We start from the raw sequence: 16,937 nt of genomic DNA on the forward strand, positions 1-16,937 counted from the left end.
TCCTAAAGTACTGCTTCCTCTGTATGTCCCGCCATGTGCTGCCCAAGCACTGCGCGCTCAGCGCTCGCTGCCGGCGTTTCGTAGACCAGCCGGCCCTCCGCCATCACGACGATGCGGTCAGCCAGTTCCAGCAGTTCATCAAGGTCTTCGCTGACCAGCAGCACGGCCGCACCGGCATCGCGTGCGGCGATCAGTCTCGCGTGGATATCGGCCACCGACGCGAAGTCGAGGCCAAACACCGGGTTCGCGACAATCAGCACATCTACCGGTTGTCCCAGCTCGCGTGCCAGCACAGCGCGCTGCACATTGCCGCCCGATAGCGTGCCGATCATCCGCTCAGGCACAGGAGGCTTTACGTTGAAATCGCGGATCAGTTGTGTGGCCCGCTCGCGCACCGCTCGACGATCGAGGCGCCAGCCGCTGCGGCACACGGGCGCGCGGTCGAAGTCGCGCAAGGCGAGGTTTTCCGCCACGCTCATCCCGGCGACGCAGGCGTTCCGGAGCGGCTCTTCGGGAATCGCAAACACACGTCGTGTAGTCATCTGTTCGCGAGTGGCTTGATACGGCGCACCGGCAATCTGCATCTCGCCTTCTACCGGACGGCGCTGCCCGACCAGGGCCTCGACCAGTTCTTTCTGGCCATTGCCCGAGACCCCTGCGAGGCCGAGAATCTCGCCGGCACGCACTGCCAGCGTGGCGTGCCGCACGGCGGTATGGCCGCGATCGTCCTGCACCGAAAGATCACGCAGTTCCAGCCGGATCGCTGCGTGAGGATCGACCGGCTTGCGCGCTGGGCGTTCGGTACGGATCTCCGCCAGTACCGGTGAATCCTTCGCCGCAGAATCGGTCTGCAGTGCCGAGCTTGTGCCCATCATCCAGCTCGCAAGCTGGTCGCGATCGGTATGTGCGACGGCCGTCGTGCCGACCTGCCGACCTTTGCGTAACACGGTGACGTCGTCGGCGTAGGCCATTACCTCGCGGAATTTATGCGTGATCATCAGCACGGTCAGTTCGCCGCGTGACGTGAGATCGCGCATCAGGCCAAGCACCTCGTCTGCTTCCTGAGGCGTGAGCACCGAAGTCGGTTCGTCGAGAATCAGGAAACGTTGCTTTAGATACAGTTGTTTGAGAATTTCCAGTTTCTGCTTCTCGCCGGCCGCGAGTCCGGCGACGGGCGCCTCAAGCGGCAGGCTGAACGGCATGCGCTTCATGAACTCCGTCAAGGCCGCGCGTTCGTTCTTCCAGTCGATCCGCCAGGACAGACGCCCACGCGCCAGCAACAGGTTCTCTTCCACCGAGAGGCCGGTTGCCAGCGTGAAATGCTGGTACACCATGCCGATACCGAGCGCCTGCGCATCGCGCGGCGAAGCGATTTTCGCTTCGCGGCCGTCGGCGGTGATCTGTCCTTCGTCGAGCAGTCCATAGCCGACCAGTCCCTTCACCAGCGTGCTCTTGCCCGCGCCGTTTTCGCCGAGCAACGCGTGGATCGTGCCGGGTGCAACCTTGATGGAAACCTTGTCGAGCGCGCGAAACGTGCCGAACGTTTTTGAAGCGCCGAGCACCTCGACGCCCAGGGCGTGCGTGGCGGCGTCTTGCGGCTGGTTGTAGGGAGCGGGAGTCGACATGATCGGTCAGCGTCCGAGTGTGGCAAGCAGCGCGTGCGAATCGGACACCGTGCCGAACACGCCACCCTGCATCGTGATCATATGCAGCGCGGCGTCGTGATTGCCCTTGTCGGTCGCCCCGCAGCAGTCCGCCAGCACCGTGCATTCGAAGCCGCGATCGTTCGCTTCGCGCATCGTCGTGTGGACGCAGACATCGGTGGTGATGCCGGTCAGCACCAGATTGGCAATGCCGCGCGTACGCAGGATCAGTTCGAGATCGGTCGCGCAGAACGAGCCCTTGCCGGGCTTGTCGATGATGATCTCGCCGGGATACGGCGCGAGTTCGTCGATGATTTCCCAGCCCGGTTCGCCGCGCACCAGAATGCGGCCGCACGGACCGTCGTCGCCGATACCCACGCCGTCGGTGCCCGCGCGGCGGCTGCGCCAACGCTTGTTGGCCGGCAGATCGGACAGGTCCGGGCGGTGACCTTCACGCGTGTGAATGATCGTGAAGCCCTGCTCGCGCATCAGTGCGAGCACCCTGCTGATCGGCTCGATCGGGGCACGCGTGAGCGAGAGGTCGTAGCCCATCTTGTCGACGTAGCCGCCGTGGCCGCAGAAATCCGTCTGCATGTCGATGATCACCAGCGCCGTATTCTCGGGACGCAGGTCGCCGTCGTAGGGCCAGGGGTAAGGCTTCGCATCGATGAATCGGGTCATGGTGGTGGTCTCTTCAGGTTGGCATCGACAGGCGCTATGCGCGAACGCGCGAACACGTGCACGCGTCAGCACATCAGCGCGTCAGGCTCAGTTCGCCGGGTGCGCCGGCCAATGTTCGATCGGGACGGCAATTGATGATCATGATCACGAGCGTCAGTACATACGGTGCGGCGTTATAGAGGTAGTAACCGCTCGTCACGCCAATGCCCTGCAACGCGGGCCCGAGCGCACCCGCCGCACCGAACAGGAGCGCTGCGACGAGGCATCGCAACGGCTGCCAGCGCGCGAAGATCACCAGTGCGACGGCCATCAGGCCCTGACCGCTCGAGAGCCCTTCGTTCCAGCTACCCGGATACACGAGCGACAGATATGCCCCGCCGACGCCCGCGAAAAAGCCGCCGATTGCGGTGGCTGCAATCCGGATGCGCGTGAGCGGATAACCCATCGCGCGTGCCGTCTCGGCGTGATCGCCGACGAGGCGCAGCGTCATGCCCCAGCGCGTGCTGCGCAGACCCCACTGCAGCAGAAACGCCAGCACGATGCCGATCACGAACAGCGGATTGATATGCAGTGCGTTATGCAGTTGCGGCGAGACGGCCCAACTGCCGAGATCGATCGACGGCAGCATCGGCGCCTGCGGCTGGATAAACGGTTTGCCGAGATAGAACGCGAGGCCCGTGCCGAGCAGCATCAGAGCAATGCCGAAGGCGATATCGGAGACGCGCGGCAACGAGCACACGAGACCGTGCAGACATCCGAATAGCAGCCCTACGACGCCTGCGGCCAACACACCGAGCCAAGGCGAGCCGGTCAGATAGGAAGCGGCGTAGCCGCTCATCGCGCCGGAGACGAGAATGCCTTCGAGGCCGAGATTCACCCGGCCGCCCTTCTCCGTGAGGCATTCGCCGAGACTCACGAACAGATACGGCGTGCTCACGCGAATCGCACCGGCCAGCAACGAGAGCAGCAGAATCACCACAGGCGAGTGCATATCAGGCATGAGTCTTCTCCAGTTGCACCGGCACTTCGGTCACCGCGAGCGCCTGCAGTTTCACGCGCCATGCGACGATACGGCCGCCTAACGCTTCCCATGCCAGCAGGTTGGCAAACAACAACCCCTGCAGCACGAGCGTGGTCGCATCGGGCAGATCGAGGCGACGCTGCAGCAGACTGCCGCTCGCTTCGATCCCACCGATCAGCACCGCGCACAACACGATGGCCAGCGGGTTCTGACGCGCGGCGAAAGCGACGAGAATGCCGCTGTAGCCGTAACCCGCCAGCAACGATGCGTTCGCGCTGCCCTGTACTGCGGCCACTTCGAACATGCCGGCAAGACCCGCTGCGGCGCCTCCCATCGAACAGGCCGCCAGCGCCAGCATGCCGACCGGCAAACCGACCAGACGGGCCGCGCGGTTGCTGCCGCCCACCACGCGCATTGCAAAGCCCTTGGTGCTGTGCTTGACGAACACCCACGCGGCAATACAGGCCACCACGCCCCACAACAGGCCCCAGTGCACTTCGAGTCCCGGCAGCGAGCCGATCGTCATTGGGTCGGGCACGGGCAGCGTCGAGGGCTTGTTCAGACTCGCGGGATCGCGCAACGGTCCTTCGACGAGGTGCTTGAATAGCGCAATCGCGATGTACGACATCAACAGGCTGCTGATTGTCTCGTTGACGCCGCGCCATTGCCGCAACGCCCCGACCGCTCCGATCCAGATGCCGCCCGCGAGCATTCCTGCCACGGCCATCAAAGGCGTCGCGATGAGCCACGGTGTACCGGCAGGCAAACACTGCGGCACCACCGCGGCGGCGAGACCGCCGAGCGCAAGCGCACCCTCGCCGCCGATCACGATCAACCCGACCTGTGCCGGCAAAGCGACGCACAGCGCGGTCAACATCAGTGGCGACGCGCGCAGCAAGGTGCTTTGCCATGCGAACGACGAACCGAATGCGCCCTGAAAAATCAGCCCGATCGCATCGAACGCCGGCGCGCCCTGCACCAGCAGAAACAGCCAGAACAGCAAAAGCGTGCCCACCAGCGCGCACAGGGTCGGCAACGCAGGCAGCACCCCAAGCATCAGCCGGGCAGAACTCGCATTAGGGCGCATAGCCGCTCCTTGAAAGACGTTCGGATTGCGAAAGAATCAGATCTGGCCCACGACACCCGAGACCAGATAGTTCATGCTTTCCAAGGTGTAGTCGGTCTGGATATGGCTCGTGCCGTCGGCGACTACCACGCCGCCCTTGTTGTCCTTGATCGGGCCTTTGAAGATCACGAACTCGCCGGACATCATTTTCGATTTCACGCCGTCAGCGTTCTGGCGTGCGTCGGGCGTGACTTTCGGACCATATGCCGACATCTTCACGAAGCCTTCCTTGAGGCCGCCGCGCAAGACGTTCGGTTGCGGTTTGCCGGTTTGCGCGCCTGCCACCAGTTCCTTGTACGGCGTAGCCCAGTCCCACTCGGCGCCCGTCAAATAGCCTTTCGGCGCGAGTGCCGCTTGGCTCGCGTGATAGCCGCAGCTCATGACGCCGCGCTTTTCGGCGGTTTCGATCACCACCTTCGGACCGTCGACGTGACAGGTCAGCACATCGCAGCCCTGATCGACGAGGCTGTTGGCCGATTCGGCTTCCTTGACCGGCATCGACCAGTCGCCTGTGAAAATCACATGTGTGGTGATCGAAGGATCAACCGACTGTGCGCCGAGCGTGAACGCATTGATATTGCGCAGCACCTGCGGAATCGGCTTGGCCGCCACGAAACCGAGCTTCTTGCTCTTGCTCATATGGCCGGCAACAACGCCGTTCAGGTACTGGCATTCGTCGATATAGCCAAAGTAGCTGGTGATATTCGACGGGTTGCCCTGCTTCCACAAACCGCCGCAATGCGCGAAGCGCACGTTCGGATATTTGGCGGCCATCTTCAGCACGTGCGGATCGAAGTAGCCAAACGAGGTGGCGAAGACAAGCGTCGCGCCGTCCTGTTCGATCATGGCTTCCATCGACTTCTGCACCGCGATGGTCTCCGGCACATTCTCTTCTTCGACCACCTTGACGTTGGGCAACGCCTTGATCACGTTGGCAGCGGCGGCTTGCGCCTGGTTGTAGCCGTAGTCTCCGCGCGCGCCGACATAGATCACGCCAACGGTCAGTTTGCCGGCGGCAAAAACGGATTCGAACGGCAGCACCGCGCCGAGCGTCAGCAGGCTGGCATTCTTTAGAAAGTGGCGACGATTGCTCATAGCGGGTCCGGTCTCGTGTGGTTGAGGTTGATTGCAGCGATAGCGGTGGAAAACGGCGCGTCGAAGCGCGGGAGGTTCATGAGTTCAATCTTGGATACAAGTTTGAACTCATAGAGCAGGAGTTATGCCAATTGATGGGTGCGTAGCCTATGGCATGGCGCAGAGGCTTACGCAGCAAGGGTCTGCGGCGCGCCGCGAGGAGCTTCCCTGGGGAATCGGGACAGTCCCGGACGGCCGGAGGACGGCCTATGTTTGTGCGTCATTCCCCACAACGGGGCGATCGTGAACCGCGCAGGATCGTGCGCGATTTACGGTCGACGAGGGGGTGTTTGGATAATGGCCAAAACGGGGCGGTGTGGTTGGCCTCGCGCGTCAAACGACTGCGCCGGTAGTAGTTTGCGTGGAAAGTTACGCCTCGCCCCGGCTAGCCGTCGCTTTGTGTCGTGCGCAGCAAGATCTGCAGGTTTTCACCAGCATGACGTAAATTGCTGTGGTACAGATGAGGCTTACGGTGACGCCTACGACTACCTCAAAAAGATCGATGTCTTGAAACCCCAAAAACTCGCCAACAACAAAAATATAATGCTGATTCCACGATTGGATGAACGACAGTGGAGCATATACATATCTGACAACCAAAAGAAATAGTCCTACGAACAGGAGTGTCTTGGACATTCTACGGACAAGTATTGCCATACGTGATGACCTCAATCCAGCCATATGCGTCAAGCCCTGAATTGCGCGCGGGAATGGTGTTCGTTTGAAGTAACGCGCGCCGCAGTCCTTGAAATTCTGCGTAGCTCGCCAGAGTGATGCATCCATGTGAGTGACCGCCGCCCCCAATGGGATGCAAGCGGAAATTGCCGCGCCTGACGCCGTTCACCCAGGTATAGTCATCGATCACGCCATCATCACGATACAGTGCGAACCATTCCGAGTGATGCGAAGGTGCACCCCAAACGGCGTTCCATGAATCTTTGATCTGCGATTCTGTTTGAGATAAAAAGCCTCCTGCGGGCCGATCGACTATCCAATACTTCCCCGCCGGCAGCGGTCCCTTATTTGCTATGGCAGTACATCCGCCCCGGTTGCGGTATGCATCATCGCCCGAGAAAGCCATGAAGGTACCCATTCCGAAAATACTCAATGGAGAAAAGGGCTTGTTATCGACGATAAATTTTCCCTGTAGTGGCATGTTCAGGACCGCTCGTTCCAAGCGTCTGTGAACTTGACGTTGCCGTCCGTGTAATGCCATGTGATTCGCTCATACATGAGCGAGACCGCCTCCATGTGGTTGACTTGTGACATTCCGGCGATTTTGGTGTTAGGCATGCCCGGGTTCACGCCGGTGACCTTTACCCCTTCGATCAGCATGATGAAGTACACTTCTTCCTGACCCGCCTGGTTAATCCTGTACCACTTCAGTTCAGCCGATTTCAGGGTCTGCCCTTTCGCTACGGCTTTGTACAGGTAAGGGCTTGCAGCATCGAATTCTTTCTCGATGCTCATTGGAGAATGTGAGCGTGCACCGGTAATTTTCCCGGTATTGCTATCGACGGGAAGATTCACGCCATGGCTAAATCCAACCACTTCGATACTTCCCTCACGTCCCTGAACCGTGACGTAGCCTTTGATAGCGGAACCACCATCGTCTTTCAGCCACATATAAGCCGGAATCGGCATTCTATTGATCCTTTGTCAGCGAAGGTTGTGTGAGTGCAAAGCGGGACGTGTTCATCCCTTTTGGGCGGGGTCCGGAAAGCATATTGCGCGTTCGGGATGGGCAAGTTGATGTGCATCAACATGATGCATATATCGCGAATCCCTCTTAGCGATATATAACCGCCTCCTGTTAAAACTCACCTTTCGCGAAACGCGTCACACCTGCACACGTCTAAAGCCTTATCTGGCAACGGTTTGAATGCGGAATTTCAGTTTATGAACGTTGCAAAGGACGAGACCACGTGGGCTGAGTAAGCCCACCGCCCTGCTACTCTATGCTCGCCGCAACCCGAGCTGCGAGTTTGGCGTCGTAACTCGAATGCACATGCACCCGTTTCTGTTCCGGATAGGCGTAGGTGTAAGCCTTGCGCAAGGCCAGCGATGCCTCATGGAAGCCGGACAGAATCAGCTTTTGTTTGTTCGGATAGTTGGCGACGTCGCCTACCGCGAAGATGCCTGGCCGCGAGCTTTCGTAGTTCGACGTATCGACGTCGATCCGGCCGGCATGAAGGCTTAGCCCCCAGTCGGCGATGGGGCCAAGATTCGCCACCAGTCCATAAAGCACCACAAGATGATCCGCTTCGATCTGGGTGGAGCCGCCAATCTGGCGAATCTCAATCGATTCGAGCTTGCCGTCGGGCGCGCTCAAGCCACCAACGGCGCCGACCATGAACGTCATTTCCCCGGCGTCGACTGCACGCCGCATCTGCTCGACGCTCGAATCCACCGCACTGAAACCATTGCGCCGATGCACCAACGTCAGCTTGCGCGCCACCGAACGCAGTGCGAGCGCCCAATCGAGCGCCGAGTCGCCGCCGCCCGCCACAACCACGTTCTTGCCGGCGAAATCCGCGAGCCTCGGCACGCTGTAATGCACGTGACGCCCTTCGAGCGGCACCGCCTCGTCCAATGCCAGCCGCTGCGGTGCAAACGCGCCGTTGCCTGCTGCAAGCAGAATGGCGGCCGCATCGAACACGAGCCCCTGGCCGGTCTTGACGGTCCAGCGGCCGTCGTCGCGTTGCTCGACGGTGTCGACCCGTTGGCCCAGATGAATCGGTACGTCGAACGGTCTGCACTGCTCCAGCAAACGTTCAACCAGTTCGCGCGCGGTGCACGACGGTATGGCCGGGATATCGTAGATCGGCTTGTCGGGATACAGCTCCGTACATTGGCCGCCGACGCGGTCGAGTGCGTCGACAATGTGGCACGACAGGCCGATTACCCCTGCTTCGAACGCGGCAAAGAGTCCAACGGGTCCGGCGCCGACGATCAGTACGTCGGTGCGTAGCGGTACATCGGATGTCCCTTGCGACGCGTCGAGGCCGCCAGCTAGTTGCGGGGTAGGCGCTGCCTGTGATGGATCTGTCGGCGGGGTTACTTCTGCAGTCATTCGGCGTCCTTGGGGTTGAGCACGCGGGGTCGTCTCTGGTCACGACCAGGCGCGCATGGCTCACCCACCATACAGACTCGGCCGCATCCCGGCAACGATGCCACCACGAACTGTGTGGACAGTACCGTCGTCGCCGTGATCGCCTTTAAAATTGATGCATGATCCCGACGTACGCCCCCGTCTGCGACTCGCCTTGCAGCGGGCTTGTGCTGCCCGTGCCTTCACGAGGATTGGCGAGCAGCGAGAAGTCGGCTTGCCTGCTGTTGTCCACGTAAGCGATCGTGCCGTAGAGGAAAGTCCGCTTGGTAAAGTTGTACGTTGTGCTGAGCGTATACATTGAGGCATGACCGGATGGATCGTGCAGTGCATCGCCGCCGCCATCGCCGACAATCACGTAGAAGCCCGCCGCCGTCACAGCCCACGTTGGATTGAACGTGTAGGTCGCGCCCAGCCAGTAGTAATTCGCACTGTCCGCGAGACCGGCTGGCGTATCCGGTGCGGAGTAATGCGTATAGGCGCCCTGGATTTTGACCGCGTCGAAGTGCACGTTCGCGCCCGCGAAAAACTCGCGCGAACTGGTGAAGATATTGGCGAACTGGCCGTTGCTGTCGCGTAGCTCGTCGTAGATGCCGCGCACGTCGAACAACGTCGAGTGATACGTCAGCATGATGCCGTCGGAGCGGCCGAACTGGCCAACCGCGCCGTTGTTGAAGGCGCCCGGCTGATTACCGAGGGCGTACTGGCCTTGTACGTCGAAACCGCCAAACACGGGGCTGTGATATTCGACGTTGTTGCTGGTCTGCTGCCAGTTGCGGCCGCGCACCAGCGAGGCCGATGAAAACGCCTGCTGCACCATTGGGTCGAATTCCCACACCCCGTCGCTATCGATGAACAGGTTGCGGCCGGCCTGCAGCGTGCCCCACTCGTCGCTCTTCAGGCCCGCGAATGCACGCCGCGAAAACAGCAAACCGCCGCTCGTGGTGCCGTTCTGTACCTGCAAACCCGTTTCCAGGGTGAAGATGGCGTGCAACCCGCCACCCAGATCTTCCGTGCCTTTGAACCCCAGCATGCTGGTGCCCCAGTCGCCGCCTTCGGCGCTCCAGCTATTTGCGGTGCTGCCGTTGCCGGTCGGCACATGATTGATATATTGCAGACCCGCGTCGAGCCGCCCATAGAGCACGACACTCGATTGCGCTTGCGCAAAAGGGCTTGCCACCAGCAAGGTGGCCATCAACGGTTCGCGTAGTTTCATTTTATTCTGCCGAACACCATCTATTTATTGGTTTCGCCCAAAACGGGCCATCTCCAGACCCTATGCGAGCGGGCTTTCGCGACGCTGGATAAGTTGACTCTAGGTGAAAAAAGCCGGCTGCGCAAAACAGCGTCGGGGCATTCGACCGAGGCCCGATTGTGCGAATTACTTAATTGAATGGGCCGGTGACGGTCGATCTGAAACAGCCTGAAGCGGCGACCGGACGCGAGGCGAATCGCCATTCGCAGATGGAACCGGCCTGCGCCCGCTCGCAGGTCCGGGATAAGATAGACGTTTGCTCCTGGCCGGCATGGCTGAACCCGATCGACACGCTCCGATGAACGCTCCTGAATTGACTGAAGCTGAACACCTTGGCCTCTACCTGCGCGCCACCGACACCGGCGACGAGTGGTGGCGCGTCACCGTAGCGGACCGGCCGCAAACCTATCGCCTCGAACACGGCGTGCAGCACGCGCAAGGCAATGGCGCCGTCGATATCGATCTGGTGGTCGACGCCGAAAACCTGCGCGCCAAGCTGAAGAAGTGGCATCGGGAAGGTTTCGTCTTCGAGGCGCGAGGTGCGGTGCCAGAAGCGGATGCACTGCAACGGGCAGCGTTTATGCCGGACCTGCAGCGAGCGGCGGCGCAGCGGCGCGCGGGTGCCGCCGCCCCTGGCGCTGGCCTCGGCCCCGGCTCCAACTCAAACTCCGGTGAGGCCCGTGCCGCTACGGTTCGCATCGGCGAAGTCGACGTGCCCTGCGGCGCCGGCGGCGCGCTCGTGCCGCGCGTCAACCCTGCCTATCTGTTCTCCGAGCGCTTTAACGACATCGTCGAAGATATCGTCGAAAACAAACGCGTCATGCTGATCGGCCACACCGGTGCGGGCAAGACCAGTCTGATCGAACAGGTGGCGGCGCGTGCCGGTCATGGCGTGGTGCGCTCGAACATGAACGGCCAGACGACGGTGGGCGATTTCGTCGGCTTCTGGACCGTCAAGGGCGGCGAGACGCTCTGGGTCGACGGCGTCCTGCCCACCGCCATGCGCGAAGGACTCTGGCTGATCGTCGACGAGATCGACTTTGCCGAGCCGTCGATTCTCGCCGCGCTGACCGCCGTGCTCGAACCGCATGGCCGCCTCACGCTGAAGGAAAAAGGCAACGAGGTCGTGGCGCCTCACCCGGCGTTTCGCCTGTTCGGCACGGCCAATGCGGTCGGCGCCATGAGCCAGTTCCGCCATCTTTACCAGGGCGCGAATCTCATGAATGAGGCGTTTCTCGACCGGTGGCGCGTCTATCTGCTCGACTATCTCTCGCCGGCCGAAGAAACCGACGTGCTGGTGCGCACGCTCGCCCCGCATATGACGCCTACTGTCGCCGCCACGCTCGCGGCGATCGCCGCCGATTGCCGTGCGGCGTTTGCACGCGAAGACCTCGCGAGCGCCTTCTCCACCCGGCGGCTCCTCGACTGGGCCGAACTGATGCTGCGCACCGGCGACCCCGAGCGCGCGGCCGGCCCTGCCATCTACGCCAAGGTGAGCCCGGAAGACGCCACGCTGATCCGCGGCATCATTCGTCATCACATCGCTCCGGCGGAGTGAGCGCGATGCACGCAGCGCGCGACGCCAAAGGATTCGAGTTCGAGCCCGCGCTCAGCAAGATTGCGCGCGTCCTCACGGGGCAGTATGGCGTGAGCGTCGTGTTCAGTCCGGATGGACCGCGGGTCGAGCGCGGACGGATCGTCATTCCCGATTACGAGGTGGGCGGCGCCCTCTCGACCGATGTGCTGGTCGGCTATCTCGACCTGCTAGTGGCGCGCGCAAAACATTCGGACCTCGCGCAACTCGAAGCGCTGCCTCGCGGTGTCGAAGCGAACCTCGCGCAGGTGATCGAAGACCGGCGTGTGTGCGGCCAGTTGCTCGACGAGTATCCCGGTGCGCGCTGGTTTATCGGCAAGCTGCGCGCACATGCTGCGGGCCGCACGCAGCAAGGCTGGAATCGTCTGCGCTGGCGCGAGCGCTTTATCTGGCGCGTCGAGCGCAGGCTGTGGGACGAGACCACCAGCGGCGCGGAAAACAGCCAGTCGCTTTCCGCTGCGATGGTGGCCGCGCAGGATCTGCTCGAGCGGGCGAGCCGCAGCCGGTCGACCGCCGACAGCATCGCCGCCGCGCGGGAGATTCTGGCGCGGGTCCGGGCGCTATCCGCGGGCGACGTCAATAACATGATGTTCACGGGCAGCACCGCGGAGGACATCGATACCGATCCGCTGCGCTCCTCCTTCGAGCCGTTCGAAAGCGACGGCACGCGCGCCAGCGAAGAGAACGCAGCAGCCGCGCCGCTGGATCCGGGCGGCGGCGCCGAGGCCTTGAACGGCGCCGGCATGGGGCACGCACTCGCCGATGCGCAACCGTCCGCCGCGCGTGCGGACAGCACGGTACAACCCCTGCGCGCGTCTGCCCGGATGGTGATGTCGATCCCGCTCGCCACCGAATTCGACGTGGTCAACGACCAGACGGGCCGCGGCGACCTCGCCGCCTGGCGCGAACTGCGCACGCGGGCGCGAGCCGAAACCGCGCAACTCAAGGAAAAGCTCGAGCGCGCACTCAGCGCCGACGAGCGCACGCGCTGGCGGCGCGAGCAGGAGCGCGGCGAGATCGACCGGCCGTCGCTGGCGAAGCTCGCCACGTCGCCCGGCTATCGAACCCCGTTCAAGGTGAAGCGCGCCACCAAAGGACGCGACGTGGCCGTCACGCTGCTGATCGATCGCAGCGGTTCGATGGCGGGCCGCAAGATCGAACTGGCCCAGCTGTGCGCCGCCGCGCTAGGCGACGCGCTAACCCAGTTGGGCTTCGATTGCGAAGTGCTCGGCTACAGTTCGATCGAATCCCCGCAGATGAAACTGCTCTACGCCCGCCAAAAGGCCGCCGGCGCAGATTTGCACCGCTACAACCGGCTCGTCGAACGGCTCGATCTGCAGATCTATAAACGCTTTGGCACGGCGGATCTGAGCGGCCTCACCGGCATCGACTGCGGTCACGAAAATCCGGACGGCGAAGCACTCGCCTGGGCAGCGACGCGGCTAGCCGATCATGCCGCTGAGCGCCGTATCCTGATGGTGTTCTCCGACGGCTATCCGGCCACCGGCGACGGCGATCCGCTGGTGTTGCGCAGCGATCTGCGGCAACGCGTGACGGCGATCCAGAAGACCGGTATCGAGCTGGTGGGGATCGGCGTGCTGACCGACGCGGTGGAGGCGTTTTATCCGCACAACGTGGTCGTGAGCCGGCTGGCAGAACTGCCGTCGACGGTGTTTTCCGTGTTGAGCGCGATGTTGCTGAAGCGGTAGAGACGATTCGAAGCGGATTCAAGGCGGATTCAAGGCGGATTCAAGGCGGATTCAGACGCGCAGAATCAAAGCGCATTCAACGGAATCTTCAGATAGCGCACGCCGTTTGCCTCCGCCTCCGGCAACGCCCCGGCGCGGATGTTCACCTGAATGGCGGGCAGAATCAGCGTCGGCATCTCGAGCGTGCGGTCGCGCGCCGTGCGCATCGCAACGAACTCGTCCTCCGTCACACCGTCGTGCAAGTGGATGTTGCTGCGCCGCTGTTCGGCCACCGTGGTTTGCCATTGCGGCTCGCGCGTCGAGGGCGGGTAATCGTGGCACATGAAAAGCCGCGTTTGCGCCGGCAGTGCGAGCAGTTTCTGCACGGAGCGGTACAGCATCCGCGCGTCGCCGCCCGGAAAATCGCAACGCGCCGACCCTACGTCCGGCATGAACAGCGTGTCGCCGACGAACACCGCATCGCCGATCTGGTACGCCATGTCCGCTGGCGTATGGCCCGGCACATGCAGCGCCCGCGCCTGCAACGCACCGATGCTGAAGGTTTCGTCCGGCGCGAACAGATGATCGAACTGCCTGCCGTCAGCGTGAAGTTCCGCATCGAGATTGAAGACGCCCTTGAAGACCCCTTGCACCGTGCGGATGTTTTCGCCGATCGCGATGCGGCCGCCCAGCGCTTCCTTCAGGTACGGCGCCGCCGACAGGTGATCGGCGTGCGCGTGCGTCTCGAGCAGCCACGCCACCTGCAAACTGTGCTCGCGTACGAACGCGACCACCCGCTCGGCCGATGCGGTCGACGTGCGCCCGGCTTTCGGGTCGTAATCGAGCACCGGGTCAATCACCGCGCAGGCCGAGCCGTCGCCCGCATGGACCACATAGGTCACGGTCGAGGTGGCGTGATCGAAAAAAGCTTCAATGAGGAGCGGCATGGTCGATTTCCGGCGAGCGGTTCAAAGCCATATTATTCGCTATTGCGCGCCGGCAACGGCGCTCAGGCCCACCTATGCGCTCCGCGTAGCGCCACCGAGGGTTTGACTCTAGACAATTGCGGGCAGCGCATGCCGATAATCCGTTCAGGGCCGGCGGACCTGGCTGCCGCGGCCCGCCCTGGACAACAAGCACCTCACGGAGTGTGCATGCGCAAGCTCGGATTCAAGCAGAAACTCTGGCTACCGCTTCTCGTCAGCCTGACCGCCCTGCTGCTGGTGTCGATCTCCGCTGCCTGGCTGTCCTATCAGACGCGAATCGACGAGCGCAAACACGATCTGGTCAACGTCGCGCATATAGGTCTGTCGATTGTCGAGGAGTACGCAGCACTTGCGCAGGCCGGCACCCTCACCGAGGATCAGGCTCGCCAGCAGGCGCTCGCCCGGCTGCGCGACATCCGCTACGGCGAGGATGGTTACTTCCTCGTCATCAATTCGCGGCCGCAGATGGTGATGCATCCGATGAAGCCGGCGATGAACGGCAAGGATCTGAGCGGCGTCGCCGACGCCGACGGCCGCCACCACTATGTCGCTTTCGCCTCGACCGCGCAGGCCCCGCAAGGCGGCTTCGTCGACTACGTGTTTCCCCGGCCGCATATCACGCCGGCCACGGCGGTCGACAAGCTCGGCTACGTCGTGCGTTATGCGCCCTGGGACTGGATTATCGCCACCGGCGCTTACACAGACGATATCGCCGCTGCGTTCCATAACTCCCTGTACGCAGCGGGCGGCGTGTTCCTCGTGCTCGCCGTGCTGCTGGCGTTGCTGGTCGCGCTTATCAACCGCAGCATCGAACGCACCATTGGCGGCGATCCGCACTACGCCGCCGACATCACAGAAGCGATCGCCTCGGGCAACCTCGCCATCGGCATCCGCACGCGCAGGAACGACACCGATAGCCTGATGCAGACCATCCGGCGCATGCGTGATGCGTTGAAACGCACCATCGGCGAGATTCGCGGCGTCGCCGACAACGTGGCTGTCACCGCTCGCCAGATTGCCAGCGGCAATGCGGACCTCTCGGCGCGCACCGAGAGCCAGGCGGCTGCGCTACAGCAGACCGCGTCGAGCCTGGAAGAAATGACCTCGATGGTGCACCAGACTGCGGAGAACGCCCGCAGCGCGAGCCAGCTCGCAACCAACGCCGCGCAGGTCACCGACCGCGGCGGCGCGATGGTGGTCGAAGCGGTCGCCACCATGCGCGACATTTCCAGCGAATCGCAGAAGATGGTCGACATCATCGCGGTGATCGAAGGCATCGCCTTTCAGACCAATATCCTCGCGTTGAACGCCGCCGTCGAAGCCGCGAGGGCCGGTGAGGAAGGCCGCGGCTTCGCGGTGGTGGCGGGTGAAGTGCGCAATCTGGCGCAGCGCAGCGCGAGTGCTGCCAAGGAAATTCGCGGATTGATCCAGAACGCCGTGGGCAAGGTGGGCTCGGGCGCTGAGCTGGTCGAGCGGACCGGTGCGACGATTCAGGAAGCGCAGGACGCCATGGCGCGCGTGACCAGCATCGTGCAGGAGATCGCCTTGGCGGTGGCGCAGCAGAGCGAGGGCATCGAACAGATCAACGTGGCCGTCACGCAGATGGACAACGTGACGCAACAGAACGCCGCGCTCGTCGAGCAGGCGGCTGCGGCGGCACTGTCTTTCGAGGATCAGGCGCGGCAGTTGCAAGCGGCCGTGGCGGCGTTCGACGTGGGGGAAACTTCGCACGGCTCAGCGGTCCAGCATTGAAGCCGTGGCGCCATGTCTTGAAGCTGAGCGCGTGGCCGCGCCCGCGCCCGAAGGTTGACCCGGCGCCCCCCACGTAAGCCCGCCTTAGCCCGCCTCATCCCAGGTGCGGGTTGAAGTCGTACTGTTCGATCTGGCCGCCACGCGCCACCAACGCCGTACGCTCTGGAATCTCCTCCCACCAGCCGGGCAGATCCACCAGCGGCTCGGACAACACCAGAAACGCATCGTCGCCGGCCGCGGCGATACGTGCATCGTGCGGATACAGTTCATGCAGGTGGTGGAACGACGTGCTGTGAAACAACGTGCGCGAATCGCGCTCGCTTGAATAACGTACTGCGATGATCTGCTCGCCATCGGTCGCGCAGACCGTCATGTTCAGTGGGTGTTCGACGCCGTTCTTGTGACCGGTGGCCTCCACAAAAGCGACCATCCGCTCCAGTGCGGTGACCGGCGTCAATTCGAGGCCGAAGGTCAGCGCGAGATAGAACAGCACTTCGGAGTCGGTCGAACCTTCGATCGACGGGAACAGTTCAGGCTTGATCGCCAGCATCAGTTCGCGCCGCACCAACGGGTAATTGCGCACGAGGCCGTTGTGCATGAATAGCCAGCGTCCGTGGCGAAACGGGTGGCAGTTGGTTTCCTGAGCGGGGGTGTCGGTGGCTGCGCGAATATGCGCGACAAAAAGCGGCGAGTGGATCGCGCGAGCGGCTTCGCGCAGGTTGCGGTCGCTCCAGGCGGGCTGCATACAGCGGTAGCGGAACGGGATGTCCGTAGGACGCCCGTACCAGCCGATGCCGAAGCCGTCACCATTGGTGGTGGTTTTGCCGAGGCGCGAATGCAGGCTTTGATCGATCAGCGAATGTTTGGCGCGGAACAGAACCGTCTCGAGTTGGACGGGATTGCCGGTGTAGGCCAGCCAGCGACACATGTGGGACCTCCTCGGGTTGA

14 protein-coding genes are annotated in these 16,937 nt (G+C 62.6%); 3 read left to right on the top strand and 11 right to left on the bottom strand.

Annotated elements, in window-relative coordinates; genetic code table 11:
* Positions 1–2: 2 nt before the first annotated feature.
* The 9 genes from P3T24_RS05345 to P3T24_RS05385 form a co-directional block, all read right to left on the bottom strand.
* Complete coding sequence (locus P3T24_RS05345) at positions 3–1,625, bottom strand: ABC transporter ATP-binding protein (RefSeq protein ID WP_429432955.1); 1,623 nt, start codon at positions 1,623–1,625, stop codon at positions 3–5.
* Between the two features lie 6 nt (positions 1,626–1,631).
* On the bottom strand, positions 1,632–2,324 hold the full coding sequence (gene biuH / locus P3T24_RS05350) for a biuret amidohydrolase (protein WP_074268393.1): 693 nt from the start codon (positions 2,322–2,324) through the stop codon (positions 1,632–1,634).
* Positions 2,325–2,397: 73 nt separating this feature from the next.
* On the bottom strand, positions 2,398–3,324 hold the full coding sequence (locus P3T24_RS05355) for an ABC transporter permease (RefSeq protein ID WP_429288808.1): 927 nt from the start codon (positions 3,322–3,324) through the stop codon (positions 2,398–2,400).
* A complete protein-coding gene (locus tag P3T24_RS05360) occupies positions 3,317–4,432 on the bottom strand; it encodes an ABC transporter permease (protein WP_429432957.1) in 1,116 nt (371 codons plus the stop codon). The genes P3T24_RS05355 and P3T24_RS05360 overlap by 8 nt, the downstream gene beginning before the upstream one ends.
* A gap of 36 nt (positions 4,433–4,468) precedes the next feature.
* On the bottom strand, positions 4,469–5,566 hold the full coding sequence (locus P3T24_RS05365; protein ID WP_429409569.1) for a BMP family ABC transporter substrate-binding protein: 1,098 nt from the start codon (positions 5,564–5,566) through the stop codon (positions 4,469–4,471).
* Positions 5,567–6,242: 676 nt separating this feature from the next.
* Complete coding sequence (locus P3T24_RS05370) at positions 6,243–6,761, bottom strand: DUF2778 domain-containing protein (RefSeq protein ID WP_429432959.1); 519 nt, start codon at positions 6,759–6,761, stop codon at positions 6,243–6,245.
* A 2-nt stretch (positions 6,762–6,763) separates the two neighbouring features.
* The gene (locus tag P3T24_RS05375) at positions 6,764–7,249 is read right to left on the bottom strand and encodes an Hcp family type VI secretion system effector (protein ID WP_429432961.1); all 486 of its coding nucleotides are present in this window, start codon (positions 7,247–7,249) and stop codon (positions 6,764–6,766) included.
* 307 nt (positions 7,250–7,556) lie between these two features.
* Entirely contained in the window at positions 7,557–8,678 is a 1,122-nt protein-coding gene (locus P3T24_RS05380) for an NAD(P)/FAD-dependent oxidoreductase (RefSeq protein WP_429432963.1), read from the bottom strand.
* 145 nt (positions 8,679–8,823) lie between these two features.
* Positions 8,824–9,909, bottom strand: a complete 1,086-nt coding sequence (locus tag P3T24_RS05385) for a porin (RefSeq protein ID WP_429433253.1) — start codon at positions 9,907–9,909, stop codon at positions 8,824–8,826.
* A 358-nt stretch (positions 9,910–10,267) separates the two neighbouring features.
* On the opposite strand from P3T24_RS05385, the gene P3T24_RS05390 reads away from it, so the two are divergent.
* Both P3T24_RS05390 and P3T24_RS05395 read left to right on the top strand, forming a co-directional pair.
* On the top strand, positions 10,268–11,527 hold the full coding sequence (locus tag P3T24_RS05390) for an AAA family ATPase (RefSeq protein WP_429432965.1): 1,260 nt from the start codon (positions 10,268–10,270) through the stop codon (positions 11,525–11,527).
* A 5-nt stretch (positions 11,528–11,532) separates the two neighbouring features.
* The gene (locus P3T24_RS05395) at positions 11,533–13,272 is read left to right on the top strand and encodes a cobaltochelatase CobT-related protein (protein WP_429432967.1); all 1,740 of its coding nucleotides are present in this window, start codon (positions 11,533–11,535) and stop codon (positions 13,270–13,272) included.
* A 65-nt stretch (positions 13,273–13,337) separates the two neighbouring features.
* Here the strand turns inward: P3T24_RS05395 and P3T24_RS05400 are convergent, their stop codons facing one another.
* Complete coding sequence (locus P3T24_RS05400; RefSeq protein ID WP_429432969.1) at positions 13,338–14,198, bottom strand: MBL fold metallo-hydrolase; 861 nt, start codon at positions 14,196–14,198, stop codon at positions 13,338–13,340.
* A 207-nt stretch (positions 14,199–14,405) separates the two neighbouring features.
* Here P3T24_RS05400 and P3T24_RS05405 point away from each other — a divergent pair, with 207 nt between their 5' ends.
* Positions 14,406–15,989 (top strand): methyl-accepting chemotaxis protein, encoded by a 1,584-nt coding sequence (locus P3T24_RS05405; protein WP_074268385.1) that lies wholly within the window; start codon positions 14,406–14,408, stop codon positions 15,987–15,989.
* A gap of 94 nt (positions 15,990–16,083) precedes the next feature.
* On the opposite strand, the gene P3T24_RS05410 is transcribed toward P3T24_RS05405, so the two are convergent.
* Positions 16,084–16,917, bottom strand: coding sequence for a class II glutamine amidotransferase (locus P3T24_RS05410; protein WP_429432971.1), 834 nt, complete (start codon positions 16,915–16,917; stop codon positions 16,084–16,086).
* Between the last annotated feature and the right edge of the window lie 20 nt (positions 16,918–16,937).

It is taken from the genome of Paraburkholderia sp. GAS33, assembly GCF_050436645.1.
Classification (GTDB): domain Bacteria; phylum Pseudomonadota; class Gammaproteobacteria; order Burkholderiales; family Burkholderiaceae; genus Paraburkholderia; species Paraburkholderia phenazinium_B.

Excerpts from the sequence above, each read along its gene's own strand:
- P3T24_RS05360 (WP_429432957.1), bottom strand. The coding sequence starts at position 4,432 with ATGCGCCCTAATGCGAGTTCTGCCCGGCTGATGCTTGGGGTGCTGCCT.
- P3T24_RS05380 (WP_429432963.1), bottom strand. The coding sequence starts at position 8,678 with ATGACTGCAGAAGTAACCCCGCCGACAGATCCATCACAGGCAGCGCCT.
- P3T24_RS05400 (WP_429432969.1), bottom strand. The coding sequence starts at position 14,198 with ATGCCGCTCCTCATTGAAGCTTTTTTCGATCACGCCACCTCGACCGTG.
- biuH (WP_074268393.1), bottom strand. The coding sequence starts at position 2,324 with ATGACCCGATTCATCGATGCGAAGCCTTACCCCTGGCCCTACGACGGC.
- P3T24_RS05375 (WP_429432961.1), bottom strand. The coding sequence starts at position 7,249 with ATGCCGATTCCGGCTTATATGTGGCTGAAAGACGATGGTGGTTCCGCT.
- P3T24_RS05405 (WP_074268385.1), top strand. The coding sequence starts at position 14,406 with ATGCGCAAGCTCGGATTCAAGCAGAAACTCTGGCTACCGCTTCTCGTC.
- P3T24_RS05355 (WP_429288808.1), bottom strand. The coding sequence starts at position 3,324 with ATGCCTGATATGCACTCGCCTGTGGTGATTCTGCTGCTCTCGTTGCTG.
- P3T24_RS05395 (WP_429432967.1), top strand. The coding sequence starts at position 11,533 with ATGCACGCAGCGCGCGACGCCAAAGGATTCGAGTTCGAGCCCGCGCTC.
- P3T24_RS05390 (WP_429432965.1), top strand. The coding sequence starts at position 10,268 with ATGAACGCTCCTGAATTGACTGAAGCTGAACACCTTGGCCTCTACCTG.
- P3T24_RS05345 (WP_429432955.1), bottom strand. The coding sequence starts at position 1,625 with ATGTCGACTCCCGCTCCCTACAACCAGCCGCAAGACGCCGCCACGCAC.
- P3T24_RS05385 (WP_429433253.1), bottom strand. The coding sequence starts at position 9,909 with ATGGCCACCTTGCTGGTGGCAAGCCCTTTTGCGCAAGCGCAATCGAGT.
- P3T24_RS05365 (WP_429409569.1), bottom strand. The coding sequence starts at position 5,566 with ATGAGCAATCGTCGCCACTTTCTAAAGAATGCCAGCCTGCTGACGCTC.
- P3T24_RS05410 (WP_429432971.1), bottom strand. The coding sequence starts at position 16,917 with ATGTGTCGCTGGCTGGCCTACACCGGCAATCCCGTCCAACTCGAGACG.
- P3T24_RS05370 (WP_429432959.1), bottom strand. The coding sequence starts at position 6,761 with ATGCCACTACAGGGAAAATTTATCGTCGATAACAAGCCCTTTTCTCCA.